General features: G+C 54.3%; 19 protein-coding genes. 10 read left to right on the top strand and 9 right to left on the bottom strand.

Annotated features, from left to right (window positions below; all coding sequences use genetic code 11):
- The first annotated feature begins 40 nt into the window (after positions 1-40).
- The gene (locus VHE34_RS20230) at positions 41-331 is read left to right on the top strand and encodes a GNAT family N-acetyltransferase (RefSeq protein ID WP_325591063.1); all 291 of its coding nucleotides are present in this window, start codon (positions 41-43) and stop codon (positions 329-331) included.
- Here the strand turns inward: VHE34_RS20230 and VHE34_RS20235 are convergent.
- Positions 326-1,033 (bottom strand): DUF2490 domain-containing protein, encoded by a 708-nt coding sequence (locus tag VHE34_RS20235; protein ID WP_325591065.1) that lies wholly within the window; start codon positions 1,031-1,033, stop codon positions 326-328. The genes VHE34_RS20230 and VHE34_RS20235 overlap by 6 nt on opposite strands.
- Positions 1,034-1,198: 165 nt before the next feature.
- On the opposite strand from VHE34_RS20235, the gene VHE34_RS20240 reads away from it, so the two are divergent.
- The 3 genes from VHE34_RS20240 to VHE34_RS20250 all read left to right on the top strand — a co-directional run bounded on the left by VHE34_RS20240 (position 1,199) and on the right by VHE34_RS20250 (position 5,467).
- Positions 1,199-4,585 carry a vitamin B12-dependent ribonucleotide reductase gene (locus VHE34_RS20240; RefSeq protein ID WP_414709911.1) on the top strand — a complete coding sequence of 1,129 codons (3,387 nt, stop codon included), beginning with the start codon at positions 1,199-1,201 and terminating at the stop codon, positions 4,583-4,585.
- 203 nt (positions 4,586-4,788) lie between these two features.
- On the top strand, positions 4,789-4,917 hold the full coding sequence (locus VHE34_RS20245; RefSeq protein WP_325591067.1) for a hypothetical protein: 129 nt from the start codon (positions 4,789-4,791) through the stop codon (positions 4,915-4,917).
- A gap of 73 nt (positions 4,918-4,990) precedes the next feature.
- Positions 4,991-5,467, top strand: a complete 477-nt coding sequence (locus VHE34_RS20250; protein WP_325591069.1) for a YcxB family protein — start codon at positions 4,991-4,993, stop codon at positions 5,465-5,467.
- 23 nt (positions 5,468-5,490) lie between these two features.
- On the opposite strand, the gene VHE34_RS20255 is transcribed toward VHE34_RS20250, so the two are convergent.
- Entirely contained in the window at positions 5,491-6,516 is a 1,026-nt protein-coding gene (locus VHE34_RS20255) for a hypothetical protein (protein ID WP_325591071.1), read from the bottom strand.
- Positions 6,513-6,866 (bottom strand): TfoX/Sxy family protein, encoded by a 354-nt coding sequence (locus VHE34_RS20260; RefSeq protein WP_325591075.1) that lies wholly within the window; start codon positions 6,864-6,866, stop codon positions 6,513-6,515. Before VHE34_RS20260 ends, VHE34_RS20255 begins: the two co-directional genes overlap by 4 nt.
- Before the next feature lie 43 nt (positions 6,867-6,909).
- Here VHE34_RS20260 and VHE34_RS20265 point away from each other — a divergent pair, with 43 nt between their 5' ends.
- Entirely contained in the window at positions 6,910-8,709 is a 1,800-nt protein-coding gene (locus tag VHE34_RS20265) for an NAD+ synthase (protein WP_325591077.1), read from the top strand.
- A 24-nt stretch (positions 8,710-8,733) separates the two neighbouring features.
- On the opposite strand, the gene VHE34_RS20270 is transcribed toward VHE34_RS20265, so the two are convergent.
- Together VHE34_RS20270 and VHE34_RS20275 are read right to left on the bottom strand one after the other, a co-directional pair.
- Positions 8,734-9,240 (bottom strand): hypothetical protein, encoded by a 507-nt coding sequence (locus VHE34_RS20270; protein ID WP_325591081.1) that lies wholly within the window; start codon positions 9,238-9,240, stop codon positions 8,734-8,736.
- A 103-nt stretch (positions 9,241-9,343) separates the two neighbouring features.
- Positions 9,344-9,685, bottom strand: coding sequence for a hypothetical protein (locus VHE34_RS20275; RefSeq protein WP_325591083.1), 342 nt, complete (start codon positions 9,683-9,685; stop codon positions 9,344-9,346).
- A 363-nt stretch (positions 9,686-10,048) separates the two neighbouring features.
- On the opposite strand from VHE34_RS20275, the gene VHE34_RS20280 reads away from it, so the two are divergent.
- The 5 genes from VHE34_RS20280 to rsgA all read left to right on the top strand — a co-directional run bounded on the left by VHE34_RS20280 (position 10,049) and on the right by rsgA (position 14,870).
- Positions 10,049-11,008, top strand: a complete 960-nt coding sequence (locus VHE34_RS20280) for a MoxR family ATPase (RefSeq protein WP_349255692.1) — start codon at positions 10,049-10,051, stop codon at positions 11,006-11,008.
- A 23-nt stretch (positions 11,009-11,031) separates the two neighbouring features.
- Positions 11,032-11,949: a DUF58 domain-containing protein gene (locus tag VHE34_RS20285; RefSeq protein ID WP_325591088.1), complete on the top strand. Its 918-nt coding sequence runs from the start codon at positions 11,032-11,034 to the stop codon at positions 11,947-11,949.
- Positions 11,950-12,048: 99 nt separating this feature from the next.
- Positions 12,049-12,936: a hypothetical protein gene (locus tag VHE34_RS20290; protein ID WP_325591090.1), complete on the top strand. Its 888-nt coding sequence runs from the start codon at positions 12,049-12,051 to the stop codon at positions 12,934-12,936.
- Between the two features lie 6 nt (positions 12,937-12,942).
- Positions 12,943-13,947 (top strand): VWA domain-containing protein, encoded by a 1,005-nt coding sequence (locus VHE34_RS20295; RefSeq protein WP_325591092.1) that lies wholly within the window; start codon positions 12,943-12,945, stop codon positions 13,945-13,947.
- An 11-nt stretch (positions 13,948-13,958) separates the two neighbouring features.
- Positions 13,959-14,870: a ribosome small subunit-dependent GTPase A gene (gene rsgA / locus VHE34_RS20300; RefSeq protein ID WP_325591095.1), complete on the top strand. Its 912-nt coding sequence runs from the start codon at positions 13,959-13,961 to the stop codon at positions 14,868-14,870.
- Positions 14,871-14,912: 42 nt separating this feature from the next.
- On the opposite strand, the gene VHE34_RS20305 is transcribed toward rsgA, so the two are convergent.
- From VHE34_RS20305 to VHE34_RS20320, 4 genes are all read right to left on the bottom strand, one after another.
- Positions 14,913-16,055, bottom strand: a complete 1,143-nt coding sequence (locus VHE34_RS20305) for an AI-2E family transporter (RefSeq protein ID WP_325591097.1) — start codon at positions 16,053-16,055, stop codon at positions 14,913-14,915.
- Positions 16,056-16,190: 135 nt separating this feature from the next.
- Complete coding sequence (locus tag VHE34_RS20310; RefSeq protein WP_325591100.1) at positions 16,191-16,526, bottom strand: hypothetical protein; 336 nt, start codon at positions 16,524-16,526, stop codon at positions 16,191-16,193.
- A gap of 53 nt (positions 16,527-16,579) precedes the next feature.
- Positions 16,580-16,756, bottom strand: a complete 177-nt coding sequence (locus VHE34_RS20315; RefSeq protein ID WP_325591103.1) for a hypothetical protein — start codon at positions 16,754-16,756, stop codon at positions 16,580-16,582.
- A 114-nt stretch (positions 16,757-16,870) separates the two neighbouring features.
- Positions 16,871-17,407 (bottom strand): gamma carbonic anhydrase family protein, encoded by a 537-nt coding sequence (locus VHE34_RS20320; RefSeq protein WP_325591108.1) that lies wholly within the window; start codon positions 17,405-17,407, stop codon positions 16,871-16,873.
- Positions 17,408-17,458 lie beyond the last annotated feature (51 nt).

Consider the following 17,458-nt stretch of genomic DNA (forward strand, 5'->3'; position numbering starts at 1 on the left):
CGTGGAATATTTACGAAATTAGCACATTTTTGCGATTGAAATGCAAGCATATAACGTAATAAACAACGAGCAACGGCAACAATTTCAACTTCCGGTAGAAGGAGAGATCGGTTTCCTCGAATATCGCCTCCATGATGGAGCGATCGTTCTTATGCATACGGAAGTGCCGGAAAAGCTTGGGGGACGGGGGATCGGCTCGGCATTAGTCGCCGCCGCATTCGATTACGCAAGAAACCATCAGCTGAAAGTAAAGGTTTATTGCCCCTTTGTCAAAAAGTATCTCAACCATCACCCCGAGCTGAACGATCTCGTCCTGCCGCCCTCATCATAACCGGATATACGTGGCCACCTGCAGAATATGATTGTTGGTGGAGGCGCCGCCGGCGCCGGCGATATACTGGTTCATATAACCCATCTCCAGGTCCAGCTGCCGGCTCATCCGGTAACCCGCGGCTATGTATGCCCGGTTTTGATCAAAGGAACCCCCGTCCGCCGTATGAAAGAAGATCTCATTCTGTATCGCAGCGAACATCCCCTTGTCGGAAGCATTGCCCAGCGGCACAACGCCGCGTGTAAAATACCTTAGTCTTCCCGCGGTCCGGTGTCCATCCTTAACCAGTGAATTCCCCTCGGCATGATGCCGTGGAATAAATCGGTGTTCGAGTCGTGCGCGATGGCTGACCGTCGCCCGCACGGCCTTCACCTTATGCGTAAAGACCAACTGCTCCCAAATCCGGTGTTCAGGCAAATAGCCTGTCACCCCATTGCTTATGCGCTGTTGTGGAATCATCGCGTAACCCGACGTAAACGTAAATGCCGGCGACAAATAAAAATTGACCCCGGGTCTTAGTAATAATTGGTTCAGTTGTTGTAACCGATCGGTCGACCGGTATTGCCCGTCAAAATACAACCCGAACTTATCGTTAACTTTGTAGTTGATAAAGGATGCACCCCAACCCATGAATTGGGTCTGGGCTTTTGCCGACGCCCCGGCAAAAAGAATGATTAACAGTATCTTAATTGGTGTTTTCATGCTTCAAAAAGAATAAATAAAAACTAAAGAAAAAGATAAAATTCTTTTGCACAACCCGGTGGAAAATTTTGCTGCGGCAGGAATGCGGAAATAAGATACTTTTAGTTCCCGACCCTCCCGAAAGCAACCGCCCAAAAAATATTTCTTCAATCAAAAGAACTGACCATGGCCGCCAAAAAGCCAACCACGAAAGGGTTGCATTTTACCCGCCGCTTTACAAAGGAGAACGTCAATGTATTCGATCAGTTCACCTATGACTATCGCACCTCTGTCATCCGGAATCCCAGCGGCGAGGTGGTGTTTGAAATGAACAATGTGGAGGTGCCGGCTCAATGGTCGCAGATCGCCACCGACATCCTCGCTCAAAAATACTTCCGTAAGGCCGGCGTACCCCAGGCGGACGGCTCGCTCGGGCGCGAGACCTCGGTAAAACAGGTCGCCCACCGCATGGCCAACTGCTGGCGCGTATGGGGCGAACGCTATGGCTACTTCGCCTCGGAAAAGGACGCGCAGGTGTTTTATGAAGAGCTGGTTTACAGCATCCTCGACCAGGCCTGCGTCCCCAACTCGCCCCAGTGGTTCAACACGGGCCTCCACGAAAGCTATGGCATCACCGGAAAACCCCAGGGCCATTACTTCGTGGACCAGAACGACGGCGTGCTGAAAAAGTCCACCTCGGCCTACGAACGCCCCCAGCCTCATGCCTGCTTCATCCTCAGCGTTGAGGACGATCTTGTCAACGAAGGCGGCCTCATGGACCTCTGGGTCCGGGAAGCCCGGATCTTTAAATACGGCTCCGGCGTCGGCACCAATTTCTCCCATATCCGCGGGGAAGGCGAAAAGCTAAGCGGCGGCGGCACCTCCAGCGGTTTGATGTCCTTCCTGAAGATCGGCGACCGTGCCGCGGGCGCCATCAAATCCGGCGGCACCACCCGCAGGGCGGCGAAAATGGTCTGCCTCGATCTCGACCATCCCGAAGTGATGGATTTCATCAACTGGAAAGTAGAGGAAGAAAAGAAAGTCGCTGCCCTGATTGCAGCAGGTTACCCCAGCGACTACGAAGGCGAGGCCTATCGCACCGTCTCCGGCCAGAACTCCAACAACTCCGTCCGCATTCCCAACTCCTTCTTCGAAAAATTGCGGAACGACGAAGACTGGGAACTGACGGCCCGCCACGACAACCGCGTCATGAAGCGCATCCCCGCCCGCGAAGTGTGGAACCAAATCTCCTATGCCGCCTGGCGCTGCGCCGATCCCGGCACCCAGTACGATACCACCATCAACGAATGGCATACCTGCCCCGCCGGCGGACCTATCCGGGCCTCCAATCCCTGCTCGGAATACATGTTCCTCGACAATACGGCCTGCAACCTGGCTTCTTTCAATCTTCGCCGCTTCTATAACGAAAAGACCAATACGTTCAGCGTTGATGACTTCGAATATACGGCCCGGTTGTGGACCGTCGTCCTCGAGGTATCGGTGCTCATGGCGCAGTTTCCTTCAAAGGAGGTAGCCCAGCTGTCCTACGACTATCGCACCCTCGGGCTGGGCTATGCAAATCTCGGCTCCATGCTGATGATCATGGGCATCCCTTACGACAGCGAAGAGGCCCGCGGCATCGCCGGGGCCATCACCGCCATCATGACCGGCATCGCTTATAGAACCTCCGCGGAAATGGCCGCTGTCCTCGGCGCCTTCCCCCGCTACGAAGAGAACAGGGAAAGCATGCTCCGCGTCATGCGCAACCACCGGCTGGCTGCCTATGACGCCGACGAATATGAAGGGCTTGCCACAAAACCCCAGGGCCTGAAAGCAAAATATTGTCCCGACTATCTTCTCAAAGCCGCAACGAAAGCCTGGGACGAAGCCGTCCAGCTTGGCGAAAAGTACGGGTATCGCAACGCCCAGTCCACCGTTATCGCACCCACCGGCACCATCGGGCTCGTCATGGACTGCGACACCACCGGCGTAGAACCCGATTTTGCCCTGGTGAAGTTCAAAAAGCTTTCCGGCGGTGGTTATTTCAAGATCATCAACCAGTCCGTTCCCCTCGCCCTGAAGAACCTCAACTACACCGACAAGCAGATCGACACCATCGTCAAATATGCCGTCGGTTCGGGAACCTTCGCCGGCGCGCCCGCGATCAATCACCAATCCCTGAGTGAAAAAGGCTTTATCGCCGAAGAGATAAAGAAGCTTGACAGCGCCGTCGGCTCCGCCTTCGAGATCGGCTTCGTCTTCAATGTCTATACCCTGGGCGAAGAATGCCTGCAACGCCTCGGCTTCAAGCCCGAACAATACTACAACTTCGATTGGAGCCTGCTCGAAGCCCTCGGTTTCTCCGACGACGAGATCGAGGCTGCCAACAACTATGTCTGCGGGACGATGACCGTCGAAGGCGCCCCCTTCCTGAAAGAAGAGCATCTGCCGGTATTCGACTGCGCCAACAAATGCGGGAAGAAAGGCGAACGCTATATCCATGCTCACGGTCACATCCGCATGATGGGCGCCGCCCAACCCTTCATCAGCGGCGCTATCTCGAAAACGATCAATCTTCCCAACGAAGCGTCTGTCGAAGACATCGCCGACGCCTACATGCTCAGCTGGAAGCTGGCCCTCAAAGCCTGCGCCCTTTATCGCGACGGCTCCAAGTTGTCCCAACCGCTCAGCACCAAGTCCGACAAGAAAAAGAAAGACGTCGAAAAGGATGCCGCTCAACCCTCGGAAACCCCGACGGCCGCACCATCCGTCGAATCGACCATCGTCGATCTGGGTAAGCTCACCGTACAGGAGCTCCTCGACGAAGTACATAAACGAGTCCAGGCTTCGCCGGATACCAGCCTCAAGCGCGCCCTGGCGATGATCGTCGAACGCCGTACCCTCCCGGCCAAACGCCGCGGCTTTACCCAGAAGGCAAAGATCAACGGCCAGGCGATCTTCCTGCGCACGGGCGAATACAGCGACGGCACCGTAGGCGAGATCTTTATCGATATGGCCAAAGAAGGCGCCACGATGCGCAGCATGCTCAACTGCTTCGCCATCGCGATCTCTATCGGTCTGCAATATGGGGTCCCGCTCGAAGAATTCGTGGAGAAGTTCGTGTTCACCCGCTTCGAACCTTCCGGAATGGTCGATCACCCGAATATCAAGAGCACGACCTCCATCGTCGACTTCATCTTCCGGTCCCTGGCTTATGAATACCTCGGCCGCACCGATCTGGTACACGTTCTCGACCGGCCCGAGGTCGCCAACACCGGCGCCGACGATTGGGATATGCCCGCGGAGGAAATGGATAAAAAGCCGGAGCTCAGCGATGTCCGCATCGTGGCAAAGGCAGGCGGAAATACCGGGGCTACCCAGCCCCAGGCGGCCCACCGGGCCCCCAGACCCGTCGCGGCGACCCGTGCCGATAATGGCCTGGATGCCATCAACGCGGCAGCCAGGAGCATGCAAAGCGATGCCCCGGCCTGTAACACCTGCGGACATATCACCATCCGCAGCGGCACCTGCTATAAATGCCTCAATTGTGGCAACAGCATGGGCTGTAGTTGATTAAATGGCCCTGTAGACCGCAGGCCTGCAGGGCCACTTGTCTTTTACCCCCGGATCCTCAAAAATTGGATTATTTTTTGCAAGCTTTTCGCCGTATTTTTTCGGTGCTTAAATACAGAGTTACCTCTATCAAAAAATACTAATATCTGTATTTGTGCGTTTTAGAAAAAAGATAAATCCTTTCCAACCCTAAAATGAAAAACATGAAACGTCTTTTCGTAGCACTGGTTCTTCTCGTTCTCTGCAGCACCTTATTGTATTCCTGCGCCCGCAGCGTAACTCCAGGAGAAGCCGCAAGCCACCACTACTCGCGGTGCCGGGATATGCGCTAGCGCAACCTCAAAACATTTTTGAAGCCCCTGCCGCCGGCAGGGGCTCTTTTATTTTTCCTTATTTTTACCGCAAATGACTATTCAATTCGGATACAATAAGAAGCAGGTTCTGGATGGATTACGCGGCCATTTTTTTAGCAAACCGGAGATCCGAATCATGGTCATCATGATCAACGTATTCGCAATATTGTCGGCTATCTTGTTCGCACTCAAGAAGATACAGGCCCTTCCATTCCTGGTCTTCTCGCTCCTCTGGTTTTGTCTCTGGGTCTCGGTCCGGCGCCTTCTCCCGCTCAGCATCTACAAACGCTCGGCGACCTTCCAGGACACCTTCACCCTCAGCCTCGAAGACCGCGGCCTGGTGCTGCAAACAAAGAAAGGTCAGCAACTTTGGGAATGGGAGGACTTTACGGCCTTCAAGGAGACCCTCTATTTCTTTCATGTCTATTTCAGCCCGCGCTCATTTTTTATGATCCCCAAGGATTCTTTTAAGGACATCACCGAGATCCAGGCCGCACGGAAAATGCTCAAGGAAAGGATCGGGAAATAGCTACCTTAGGCGGAAAACCTCTCCTATTTCGGCTTATACTTCGCCTCCTCAAAAATGGTTCGCACAGGAGTGGTCATCACTTGCTCCGGACTCAGCTCCTTATGCCCCGCGACATATTTTTTCACTATCTGCCAGCCAACCCAGGCGCCGATATTCCCCGGGGCCGCATCCGGCATTCCCAGCGTCTTCGGACCCTCGCCGATATAATTCTTGATGATATCGGGATCCACCGTATACAGATCGGTAGCCTGCAAAAAGTAGTTCCATACCGCTGCCTCGTTGCCGGCACACCAGTCGAGTTGCGCTTTCGTATACCCCGTCCGGATGCTGTCCGGCACATCGGGCACGAGCTTACCCGCCAGCCAGAAATATCGACCCTTGATGATCATCTGCTCGATCAGCGGCCGGTTGTCGCTGCTGTCGGGAACGATATCCTGCGCGATCGCATTCATGCAATTCGTGGTGATATACTCCGGTTCAAAACGTCGCGAGACATACTGCGGATAAAGGTCCTGTCCCTTGCTTGTAAGATACCACGGGAAGTTCCGCCCGGCATAGGACTGCAGCCCGATCGCCAACGCAAACGAGGTCACCGCGACACCGGGACCGTCGAACGGCCCGATAAATGCTACTACCTTTTGCGGCAACTTGTACTGCGGAAAATAATATTTCACATGCCGGAACCCGTCCCGCAGCTCCTTCTCCAGCCAGTCCAACACGGCATATTTTTGTTCCAGCGAATCGCTCACGCCAAGATAGGTCACCAGGAACTGCCTCGTCGCAGCAAATGCAAGGCGGCTCGTATCGGACAACGGTTCGGCAGCTCCAAGGATGTTCCCGACAAAATCCGGCGTGAACCAGGGGTATTCCTGATCCAGCCGGCGCAGCCCGTTGACGATATCGTTCGAATCGAGATGGAAGAACGCCGTATCGAACCGTTCGATATGCACCTTTCCCACGTCGACGCCCGAAACATCCGCCTTATCATTGGAATTGTTACAGGAAACCAGGCCCACAGAGGCTACAAGAACAAGCGCAAGAATTCTCATTTCTTTTTTTTAACAACTTTTTTTGAGGCCTTTGCCTCGCTGTTGAAGGCAAGCGCCAGATCCACCCAATATTCAAAATCCTTTTTCTTCTTGATCCCTTCCTGGCTGACAAAGACGAACCCCGTCATCGTCCGCCCATTGTGGATCATCGGCCGGCAATAGTCCATCTCCAGCGCCTCCGCATATTTATGCGGCCCGATCCGGCAAAGCATCTCATCCAACCGCACGCAAAGACACATCTTTCCGTTGACCATGAAGCAGATGCCATGGAACATCTTCTTTTCTTCCACATCGGGGAGATGAGACAACGCCTCCCTGATCCGATGGGCAAGTCGTTCATTGAAAGCCATAGCCAAATATAGCACAAACGGACCTTTTCGTTAACTTTGTACCATGAAGATCGCTCTCGCCCAGCAAAATTATCATATTGGCAATTTTGAAGAGAATACCCGGAAGATCATCGCCGGCATCCACCAGGCAAAAGCCGCCGGAGCCGACCTCGTCGTCTTCACCGAACTATGTGTTTGCGGCTATCCTCCCCGTGATTTCCTTGAGTTCGATGACTTCATCGCACAGTCCTACGCGGCCATCGATCGCATCCGTGAAGAAACCGACACGATCGGTGTCATCATCGGCGCACCGGACCGCAATCCCGTCCGCGAAGGAAAGGACCTGTTTAACGGCGCATGGCTTCTTTATGAAAAGGAGATCAAAGGTGTTGCGCACAAAACCTGCCTGCCCAATTACGATGTCTTTGATGAATACCGGTATTTCGAACCGGCGTATGAATGGAAGGTAATTCCCTTCAAAGGAAAGAAGATCGCTCTCGTGATCTGTGAGGACAGCTGGAACCTCGGCGACAACCCGCTCTACAGGGTCTGCCCGATGGATCAATTGATCCGCCAGCACCCCGATCTGATGATCAATATCTCCGCCTCGCCCTTCGATTACGATCATGACGAGGATCGCAAGGAGGTCGTCCGCCAGAACGTGCTGAAATATCATCTGCCGATGTATTATTGCAACGCGGTAGGCTCGCAGACGGAGATTGTTTTTGATGGCGGCAGCGTGGTCTATGACGCCAACGGCAACCTCATCCATGAGATGAAATATTTCGAGGAAGACTTCGCCGTCGTTCCCCTCCCACATCCCGTCCCGCCCCTGTACGAAGAACTGTTACCCGGTCTCTCCGTCCGCACCGACGTGGACGAGGAAGATAATGACGGGCCTGCCGTTCCCCTCCAAAAGATGGGCTCCTCCACCGCGGTTGCACCCTCGGTATTCGACAAGGACATGCGCGTCTCGAAGCAGAACGATCCCGATCGCGTCCTCGAGTATCTCACCGACGAACGAAATATCGGCCAGATCCGCAAGGCGCTGGTTCTCGGTATCCGCGATTATTTCTCCAAGATGGGTTTTAAAATGGCCATCGTCGCCAGCAGTGGTGGTATCGACAGCGCCGTCACCCTCGCCCTCGCCTGCGAAGCCCTCGGCAAAGAGAATGTCCGGGCCGTCCTCCTGCCCTCCGCTTATTCCACATCGCATTCGGTAAGCGACGCGGAGCAGCTTTCCCGCAACCTGGGGAATCCCTACGACATCATCCCTATCCGGGAAGTATATGACGCCCTTATGCATACGCTCGAACCGGTATTCAAGGACTCCCCCTTCGGTCTCGCCGAAGAGAATCTGCAAAGCCGGGCCAGGGGTAACCTCGTCATGGGCATCGCCAATAAGTTCGGGTACATCATGCTGAACACCTCCAACAAAAGCGAGCTGGCTACCGGCTATGGGACGCTTTATGGCGATATGGCCGGCGGTCTCAGCGTCCTCGGCGATGTATACAAGGGACAGGTCTATGCCCTGGCCCGCGACATCAACAGCAATGGCGAAATCATCCCGCATAATATCCTTGAAAAAGCGCCTTCGGCCGAATTGCGGCCCGGCCAGAAGGACAGCGACAGCCTGCCCGAGTATGATATCCTCGACAAAGTTCTCTATCAATATATCGAGCGGCGCCAGGGACCCGCGGCCATCGCGGCGATGGGGATAGAAAAAGCAATGGTTGCCCGGATCCTCCGGTTGGTAAACACCAGCGAATACAAGCGCAACCAGTTCTGCCCTATTATCAGGGTTAGTTGTAAGGCATTTGGCGTAGGCAGAAGAGTGCCTATCGTAGGAAAATATCTGTCATAACCCGGCGGCCCACCGCGAAGGGTATCAATGTTTCAGTTGAACGATATACCTGTACGTGACCCCCAATACGGTAGAGTCGCGATATACGGCAAAACGCACCGAATCCATCGCCAGCACCGTCACCCCTTCCTGCAGGATCGGGTTGAACGAGGCATGGAGCGTCTTGTTGTCCGAGCTCAGCGACCAGGTAAACGACGAGGTCTGCGCTTCATTGGCCATACAATGCAGGCCGCCGGTATTCCATGACCCGGTAAAGTCAGTGTTGAAAGTGTAGATATCATCCCGCTCGCAGAGCGGAACTACCGTCGTGTCGCCGCCAACGTCGATCTTTCCATCATTATTTGTATCAAGACCCGACGTATCATATTTCCAGGGTTTGGCAGTGATAGCCGTAGTAATAGCAACAGTGCTGTCCTGGTGAGTAGGGGTGGGGGCGGGCGGTTTCGAGCTGTTCTTCGAGCAGGAGATGACGATAACGGTCACCAATAATACGGCCGGAACGTAATGCGACGTGCGGATTAAACTTTTCATGGTTTTATTTAAAGGGTTATGCAAAGCTTACACCAAGGTAAACTTAATCCCCAAAAGCCACCATAGTAGATCTACGATCCATCCAAAATCCCACATGTAAGGGTTACCGTTTAAGGATAATGGTGTACCGGGTCTTCGCACCCCCGAATTTCTGATCCGCATAAATCTCAAGCCGCCGCGAAGTCAGCACCCTGACCTTGTAGTACTGGTCCTGGAAATAGATCGTGCTGTCATTGGAGAATGCCCACATAAAGGGGAAACTATCAGGGCTGCCGGCCCTGTTGCGATGCGCAAATTGGGAATATCCCGTCCCATCCTTACAGAAAATAATGGTGTTGTCCTTTTCATTGCCCGCAATTTGCGGGTTCAGGGCGTCAAAACTCGCGTCCTCATCATTAAAACCCGCCCGCTCATACTTCCACGGACTGTTTGTAAGTAGTTCCACATCCTTCCCGGAGGAACCCCGGCCGGAACAACCGGCGAAACAGACAAACGCTGCCAAGCTCACTATAGTCCAATACTTAGGCATCATTTTCGATTAGAAGGTGCGGAGTCACACAAGTTTAAAACTCAGATTGCCGCAACTTATTGTTAACATATGTAATTAATTTCACATCAAATATCCACAATCGGCCAAAACAGACAAAACGGACCAAGGGTCCGTTGGCCAAAGGCCCATCCTTGGCGTTTTGCGCCAGATGTGCTAATTTCCAAACAGCGCATCTGGCGCACATTCCGTAAATTCGGGCCCCAAAGTTAAATGTACATGCTCTATACAGCAGAGGATATCAGACAGTTAAACACGAAGATCCAATACCAGGCGGCCTTCATCGACCGCCTCCGCGACGAGGTCGGCCGCGTGATCATCGGCCAGCATCAGATGCTCGATCGCCTGCTCATCGGCCTGCTAAGCAACGGCCACGTCCTGCTGGAAGGCGTTCCCGGCCTTGCCAAGACATTGACTATTAAATCACTGTCTCAGGCCGTCCATGCCAAATTCAGCCGTATCCAGTTCACCCCCGATCTTCTTCCCGCCGATGTCATCGGGACTATGATCTACAATCAGCAGAAGCACGAATTCGTCGTTCGCAAAGGCCCCATCTTTGCCAACTTCGTCCTCGCCGATGAGATCAATCGCGCCCCTGCAAAAGTTCAGAGCGCCCTGCTGGAAGCAATGCAGGAACGACAGGTCACCCTCGGAGATACCAGCTATAAGCTCGAAGAACCCTTTCTCGTCCTGGCGACGCAAAATCCCCTGGAACAGGAAGGCACCTATCCGCTTCCTGAAGCGCAGCAGGACAGGTTTATCATGAAGATCATCGTCGACTATCCCACCAAACAGGAAGAACAGCTGATCATTCGCCAGAATGTCCAGGGCGCTCAATCCCCGCAGGTGGAGCAGGTGGTGACCATGCAGGAGATCACCCAGGCAAAGGACCTCTCCCGCCAGATCTATATGGACGAAAAAGTAGAACACTATATCCTCGATATCGTCTTTGCCACTCGTACGCCGGAAAAATACAAGCTGGACAAGCTGAAGCCGCTGATCGCCTATGGCGGTAGCCCTCGCGCCAGCATCAACCTGGCCCTGGCCGCAAAGGCGAACGCCTTCCTCAATAAGCGCGGCTATGTCATCCCCGAGGATGTCCGCTCTATTTCGAAGGACGTACTTCGTCATCGCATCGGGCTCACCTATGAGGCCGAGGCGGAGAACGTCAACGTCGAGAATGTCATTGACGAAGTACTGAAAGTGATTCCCATACCGTAATCCAGGAGGCGCCGCATAAAAGCATGCTCACAACCACCGAAATACTAAAGAAGGTACGGGAGCTGGAGATAAAAAGTAAAAGGCTTACCCGTCATCTTTTCACCGGAGAATACCATAGCGCCTTCAAAGGGCGGGGCATGAGCTTCCGGGAAGTACGGGAGTATGCCGCGGGGGATGATATCCGATTCATCGACTGGAATGTCTCCGCCCGGTTCAACCATCCGTTCAGCAAGCTCTTCGAAGAAGAGCGGGAGCTCACCGTTATGCTGCTGGTTGACGTCAGCGCAAGCTCGGTGTTCGGTACGACCCATGCGCGGAAAAAGGATCTCATCACGGAAGTCTGTGCCGTACTGGCCTTCTCCGCAGTCAATAACAATGATAAGGTCGGCGCCATTTTATTCAGCGATAAGGTAGAAGGCTATATCCCGCCAAAAAAGGGTAGGGAACACGTCCTTTATATTGTCCGGCAGCTGCTTACCACCGAGCCCAAACAGAAAGGCACTAATCTGAGCGAAGCGATCAGATTCTTCAACCGCAGCGCCCGTCAGAAGGCCATCGTCTTTTTCCTCAGTGATTTCCTCGATGGCAACGGCGATCAGCGGATGCGCGCCGGCAAGGCCGAACCCGGCTTCGAGGATGCCCTCAAGGTCGCGGGCAAGAAACACGATATGATCGGGATCAAGGTCTATGACAAGATGGATATGCAGCTGCCCGCCATCGGGATGGTCGAAGCGGAAGACTCGGAAACCGGCAACCGGTATTGGGTGGACACCAACGACTACCTCGTACGGAACAACTACCAACAATATTTCTTTAACCACACCGAACAGTGTAAAAGCATTTTCCAGAAGGCCGGTTGCGATCTCCTGCACCTGCGCACCGACGAAGACTATGTCAAGATCCTCCAGCGATTCTTCGTCGGCCGCCACCGGCCCACATAAGCCGACGGAGGAGGCTTTGTCCGATAGGACAGACATTAGCGTTTGTACATGAGACCTTTTAGATCATATATCATCTTTGCATCCTTATGGCTACCGGCCATGCTTCTTCATGCACAGCACAAACCCGCACCCGCGCCCGCCATCGTAAAGGCAACCATCGACAAGGACAGTATCCTGATCGGTCAGCCCATCCAGTTAATGCTGGAAGCAACCGTTCCCGATAATATCCCCTTTGCCTGGCCCGGCACCGACACCCTGCCGCATTTCGAATGGTTGGAAAAAGGGAAGGTAGACACCACCGTGCGGCCCGGCCAGCGGTATTACCGCCAGTACTTCACCATCACCAGCTTCGACTCCGGCAGCTGGGCTATTCCCCGCCTTACCTTCCTGGCCGGTACAAAAAAAGCGATGACCGATTCGATCCGCGTTTTCGTAGGCTACACAAAGCTCGACCCGTCAAAGGATTTCCATGACATAAAGGACATCATCGACGTGCCCAACCCCTGGGCCCGTTGGATCCCCTGGATCGTGGCAGGCATCACCCTGCTCTCGCTGGCCCTCGTCGTCTGGCTGATCCAACGGCGAAAGGTCATCCGCCAGCTTATCACCCGCCAGACGCCCCGGCTGTCTCCTCTCGAGGAAGCCATGAAGCAGCTGGACGAGCTGGCCAAACAGCAACTTCCCGTCAACGGCGCGATAAAGACCTACTACACTCGCCTCAACGAGATCTTCCGCGTCTATCTCTTCCGGCGGCTCGGTATTCATAGCCTCGCCGAAACCAGCGAAGAGCTGATCACCCAGCTGCGCGGGTCCTTCGCCGCTGCCCAGCAGTTCGACTCCGTGGCCGAAACCTTGCGGATGAGCGACTTTGTGAAATTTGCAAAATATCAACCCGGCATCGCCGACTCCGAACACCATTATGAAGTGATCCGCACCGCCATCCTGACCCTGGAACCGCCGCCGCCAAACCCTCAAACCGCCAAATAAAGCAACGTGCTGTACGACTGGTACCAACATATCTATTTTGCTCAACCGGCGTTCTTCGGGCTGCTGGTCCTCGTGCCCCTGCTCGTCTGGTGGGAACTAAAGCGCAGCGGCAGAAACCAGGCTACCGTGATCGTGTCCACCGTCAACGCTTTTCGCGGCGTCCATTCCTGGAAGAGCTTCCTGCGCCCGGTCCTCTTCGTCCTCCGGCTGCTGACCCTTTGTTGTCTCATCATCGCCCTTGCCCGTCCCCAGACCCGCAACGACGAACAGCTGGTCAACGGTGAGGGCATCGACATTGTCCTTTGCCTCGACATCAGCGGCAGTATGCTCGCCCAGGACTTCACGCCAAACCGGATGGAGGCCGCAAAGAACGTGGCGTCCGAATTCATCGACCATCGCCCGACCGATCGCATCGGCCTGGTCATCTTCTCGGGCGAGAGCTTTACCATGTGTCCCCTCACCACCGATCGGAATGTCCTTAAGACCCAGCTCTTCAATGTGCAAAGCGGCCTGCTCGAAGACGGCACCGCCATCGGGTCCGGACTCGCCACCGGGGTCGACCGCCTTCGCAACTCCCCCTCCAAAAGCAAGGTCATCATCCTGCTCACCGACGGTGAGAACAACGGTGGGCTGATCGATCCCAACACCGCGAAAGAGATCGCCAAATCCGTCGGCGTAAAGGTCTATACCATCGGTATGGGAACCGAAGGATTTGCGCCTGTTCCCGTCCAAACGGCAGCCGGGGTGGTCATGCAACGCGAAAAAGTGAATATCGACGAAAAGCTCCTGACACAGATCGCCACGGAGACGGGCGGCCGCTATTATCGCGCAAAGGACAACGAGAGTCTGAAGGGCATCTACGACGAGATCAACCAGCTGGAGAAGTCCAAGATCGAAGTCTCCAACATTCGCCGGTACACCGAACAATTCTTCCCGTTTGCTCTCGCTGCGGCTATCTGCCTGCTGCTCGAGCTGCTCCTCCGCTGGACGTTGCTGCGAAAGTTTCCCTAACTTCACCTGGCATGCAAGGCAAAGTATACAAATCCACCGGATCATGGTATGTACTGAAGACGTCCGATGGCGACACCTGGAACGGCCGCCTGAAAGGCCTCTTCAAGATCGATGACATCACCTCGACAAACCCGATCGCCGTCGGCGATGACGTCGCCTTCGAGCCCGAGAATGAGGAGGAATCCACCGCGATCATTACAGCCATCCATGACAGGAAGAACTATATCAACCGGCAGTCCCCTTCCCATCGCAACCAGCACCATATCGTTGCCGCCAACATCGATCAGTCCCTGATGGTCGTCACCTTGAAGGAACCCCGCACTTCCCAGGGGTTCATCGACCGCTTTCTCGTCACCAGCGAAGCCTACCACGTACCCGCCGTCCTCCTGTTCAATAAGTCCGATCTCTACCGTGCAAAGGAAGAGGCCCGATTCGAAGAATGGAAGGCAATGTATGAGGCCGTCGGCTATCGCGTCTTCCGCATGAGCGCTCTGACCGGCGAAGGATTGGAGGAAATAAAGACATTGTTGGCAGGAAACATCAGCCTGCTAAGCGGTCATTCGGGGGTAGGGAAGTCCTCTTTCCTCAACGCCCTCTATCCCGAATGGCGGCTGAAAACCCAGAATGTAAGCGGATGGAGCGGCAAGGGAACCCACACGACGACCTTCGCTGAAATGTTCGATCTGCCTGGCGGCGGGCGGGTCATCGATACGCCCGGGATGCGCGAATTCGGCCTGGTGGACATCACCCGGCAGGAGCTCTCCGGTTATTTCCCCGAGATGCGGGCGCTCGCGGGGCATTGCCAGTTCAATGACTGTCTTCACCTCGAGGAACCCGGCTGTAGCGTGAAAAAGGCCGTGCAGGAAGGAAGGATCGCGGCCGATCGGTATGTCAGCTATTGTGCGATCCTGGCGAGCATTTGAGCGGTCCCCAACCGTGCCTGAACCACCCCCTCGGGCGGCCCGTCATTCGGCGCCCTTCTTCTCCGGCGAATTCGTCAGATCATGCCCCTGCTGCTTGATCTCCTCCTTCAGCGGCGGCGGTTCTTTTTCATCCACCTCGTCCCCGAACAAATAGCCCCAGGGCTTCAGCGGCTCGATCCGGTCGAAGACGATCTTGGCGATGGCAATGATCGGAATGGCCAGAAAGGTGCCGGGGATGCCCCACACGGATTCCCCGACGATGACGCCAAGCACCGTGATAAAGGCGTTGATCCGCACTTTCGATCCGACCACCACGGGCAACAGCACGTTCGAATCGATAAGATGGATACCCAGGATGGTGCCGATCACCAGCAAAAGCTTGGTCGCGCCGGCAGTTGCAAACGTCACGAGCACGCTCAGCAGCGTGGCCGTAAAGATGCCGATATAGGGAATGACGTTGAACAGACCCGTGATAAGACCCAGCAGGATCGCGTACTTGACCCCCAGTATCCACAAGGCAAGACAGGTGGCTACCGATACGATCGCCATCTCGAGCAGCAACCCCAGGATATATTGCCGGATTCGCGACTGGATCTGTGCGAGGACATCGTAGACGATGACGGAGTTCTCCTCCTTGAATACCGCGACGAGGAACCGGATGATCAGCCGCCGGTAATACAACAGGAAGAACGTGTCGATAAGAATAAAGACCAGGGTCAGCAGGACCGATGAGAAAGAGACTACGACATCCCCGATCACCGAGCTGCCCGTTTCCAGCAGCTTCGAAGTGGCGTTGTTCACATAGGTCATCTGTTGCTTGATGCGGATGTGGAGCTTCGCCGAGATCCATCGCTGCAGATCGGCCACGCTCGTGCTCACCTGCTCTCTGAACTGCGGCCAATCATCCGCCAGAGTGGTGATCTGCTGTCCGACCAGGTACAACAGTCCCGCCAGTGAAAGGACAAGGATCAGAACCGACATCAGCGCCGCCAGGCTACGTGGGAAATGCAGCCGCCGCTCGAAGAAATTCGCCAGCGGAAGCAGCATGACGGAGAACAACAGGCCAAAGGTGAGAGGCACAAGAATCGTCTTGCCGAGCACCGCGATATAGAATAGGGCGATCAGGCTGATCAGCACCATCGCCAGCTTGGTGTAAAAGGGATTCTGTCGGGGGAAAGCAGCCATACCGCAATATACCCAAAAAAGCGGGTCACAGACCAGTCTTTGAAAAAGCAAGACCCGCGAAAGCGGGTCTTGTAGCAAATATTCAGGAAACAGTCAGGCAAACATTCGTAAGATGTAGACGCCCTCCGATACTATCTAGGACATGTATCTGCGGGCCGTATTGATCAGCAACTTACTTTCGAGGAATTTGGCCACCTCTACAACGGCATCATTTTCCTTCCGGGGAGCCTCGCGGAACTTCCGGGGATAGATGGAGATACCGGTGTAAATGTTGTAGTGTAGGGTCAGGATATGCCCCTTGTAAAGGAAGTCCCACATCAGGGAATCGAAATCGTCCGTCTTTTGGGTGAATTTGATATCGAGGTCGTCGGAGAGGATGTTGGCGACTTCATAGAAACGCTTCAATCCACAGTCGTCGTCGATCACGGCTTCGGTACAGCCGAAATCCGTTCTTAGAGTTAGAGGGCTCATAGTGTAGGGATTTTGTAGTTTATATTAGGGTATCGATTTACGGGGTATTGTTGCTATGACTTGAACTTCGATGCTTTCGGGACCTTCTCTCCGCTCAGGATCCGCTCCGCTCCGACATTCTTCCCGTCGCTGGGACAGCCGTACTTCGGCCCAAAAAGGCTACAGGATGAAAATGTAAGGAGAATGAGACAAATGGAAGAGAGGAGAAATATGGTTTTGGGTACTTTCATGGATCGGAATCTAAACGTGTTTAAACCTACAAATATTATCCTGCATTTGCAAGTATCCGTAAGGGTTTTTACCGATCCGGGTAAATTCGCGCCAAAATGTCGAAATTCTGGATTTTACGGTTTTGGCGCGTCATTGGCGTCCTTAAACCAGCCGGCGTAGATAAGATAATGATTCGCAATCCGATCGATCTGTCCGGAGATAAGATCGGGCGGGACGTCCTTGATCTTTCGCGCCGGACAGCCGCCATAGATGGTCCCCGACTCCACCTTCGTACCCTCCAGGACGACCGCGCCCGCGGCAATGATCGAGTTCTTCCCGATCTCGGCGTTATCCATGATGATCGCGCCCATGCCGACCAGCACCTTCTCCCTTAACGTACAACCATGGATAATGGCATTGTGACCGATAGAGCAGGAATCCTCGATGGTGACACTCGCCTTCTTAAAAGTGCCATGTATCACCACTCCATCCTGGATATTCACTTTGTTGCCGATGCGGATGCTGTTGACATCTCCGCGCACTACTGTGTTGAACCAGACGCTGCATTCATCGCCCATCACGACATCCCCGACCACGGTAGCGTTGGGTGCGACAAAACAATTTTTTCCGAATTGCGGAGACTTGCCTTCGACGGGGAGTATCGTAGCCATAGTAGTTGGAGTTTGAGTTTGAATGGTACAACAATATAAGCAAATTTACGA

It is taken from the genome of Puia sp. (genome assembly GCF_035546395.1).
Lineage (GTDB): Bacteria > Bacteroidota > Bacteroidia > Chitinophagales > Chitinophagaceae > Puia.

Excerpts from the sequence above, each read along its gene's own strand:
- VHE34_RS20320 (WP_325591108.1), bottom strand. The coding sequence starts at position 17,407 with ATGGCTACGATACTCCCCGTCGAAGGCAAGTCTCCGCAATTCGGAAAA.
- VHE34_RS20290 (WP_325591090.1), top strand. The coding sequence starts at position 12,049 with ATGCTTCTTCATGCACAGCACAAACCCGCACCCGCGCCCGCCATCGTA.
- VHE34_RS20315 (WP_325591103.1), bottom strand. The coding sequence starts at position 16,756 with ATGAAAGTACCCAAAACCATATTTCTCCTCTCTTCCATTTGTCTCATT.
- VHE34_RS20310 (WP_325591100.1), bottom strand. The coding sequence starts at position 16,526 with ATGAGCCCTCTAACTCTAAGAACGGATTTCGGCTGTACCGAAGCCGTG.
- VHE34_RS20265 (WP_325591077.1), top strand. The coding sequence starts at position 6,910 with ATGAAGATCGCTCTCGCCCAGCAAAATTATCATATTGGCAATTTTGAA.
- VHE34_RS20285 (WP_325591088.1), top strand. The coding sequence starts at position 11,032 with ATGCTCACAACCACCGAAATACTAAAGAAGGTACGGGAGCTGGAGATA.
- VHE34_RS20255 (WP_325591071.1), bottom strand. The coding sequence starts at position 6,516 with ATGAGAATTCTTGCGCTTGTTCTTGTAGCCTCTGTGGGCCTGGTTTCC.
- VHE34_RS20250 (WP_325591069.1), top strand. The coding sequence starts at position 4,991 with ATGACTATTCAATTCGGATACAATAAGAAGCAGGTTCTGGATGGATTA.
- VHE34_RS20230 (WP_325591063.1), top strand. The coding sequence starts at position 41 with ATGCAAGCATATAACGTAATAAACAACGAGCAACGGCAACAATTTCAA.
- VHE34_RS20270 (WP_325591081.1), bottom strand. The coding sequence starts at position 9,240 with ATGAAAAGTTTAATCCGCACGTCGCATTACGTTCCGGCCGTATTATTG.
- VHE34_RS20240 (WP_414709911.1), top strand. The coding sequence starts at position 1,199 with ATGGCCGCCAAAAAGCCAACCACGAAAGGGTTGCATTTTACCCGCCGC.
- VHE34_RS20305 (WP_325591097.1), bottom strand. The coding sequence starts at position 16,055 with ATGGCTGCTTTCCCCCGACAGAATCCCTTTTACACCAAGCTGGCGATG.
- VHE34_RS20260 (WP_325591075.1), bottom strand. The coding sequence starts at position 6,866 with ATGGCTTTCAATGAACGACTTGCCCATCGGATCAGGGAGGCGTTGTCT.
- rsgA (WP_325591095.1), top strand. The coding sequence starts at position 13,959 with ATGCAAGGCAAAGTATACAAATCCACCGGATCATGGTATGTACTGAAG.
- VHE34_RS20235 (WP_325591065.1), bottom strand. The coding sequence starts at position 1,033 with ATGAAAACACCAATTAAGATACTGTTAATCATTCTTTTTGCCGGGGCG.
- VHE34_RS20245 (WP_325591067.1), top strand. The coding sequence starts at position 4,789 with ATGAAACGTCTTTTCGTAGCACTGGTTCTTCTCGTTCTCTGCAGCACC.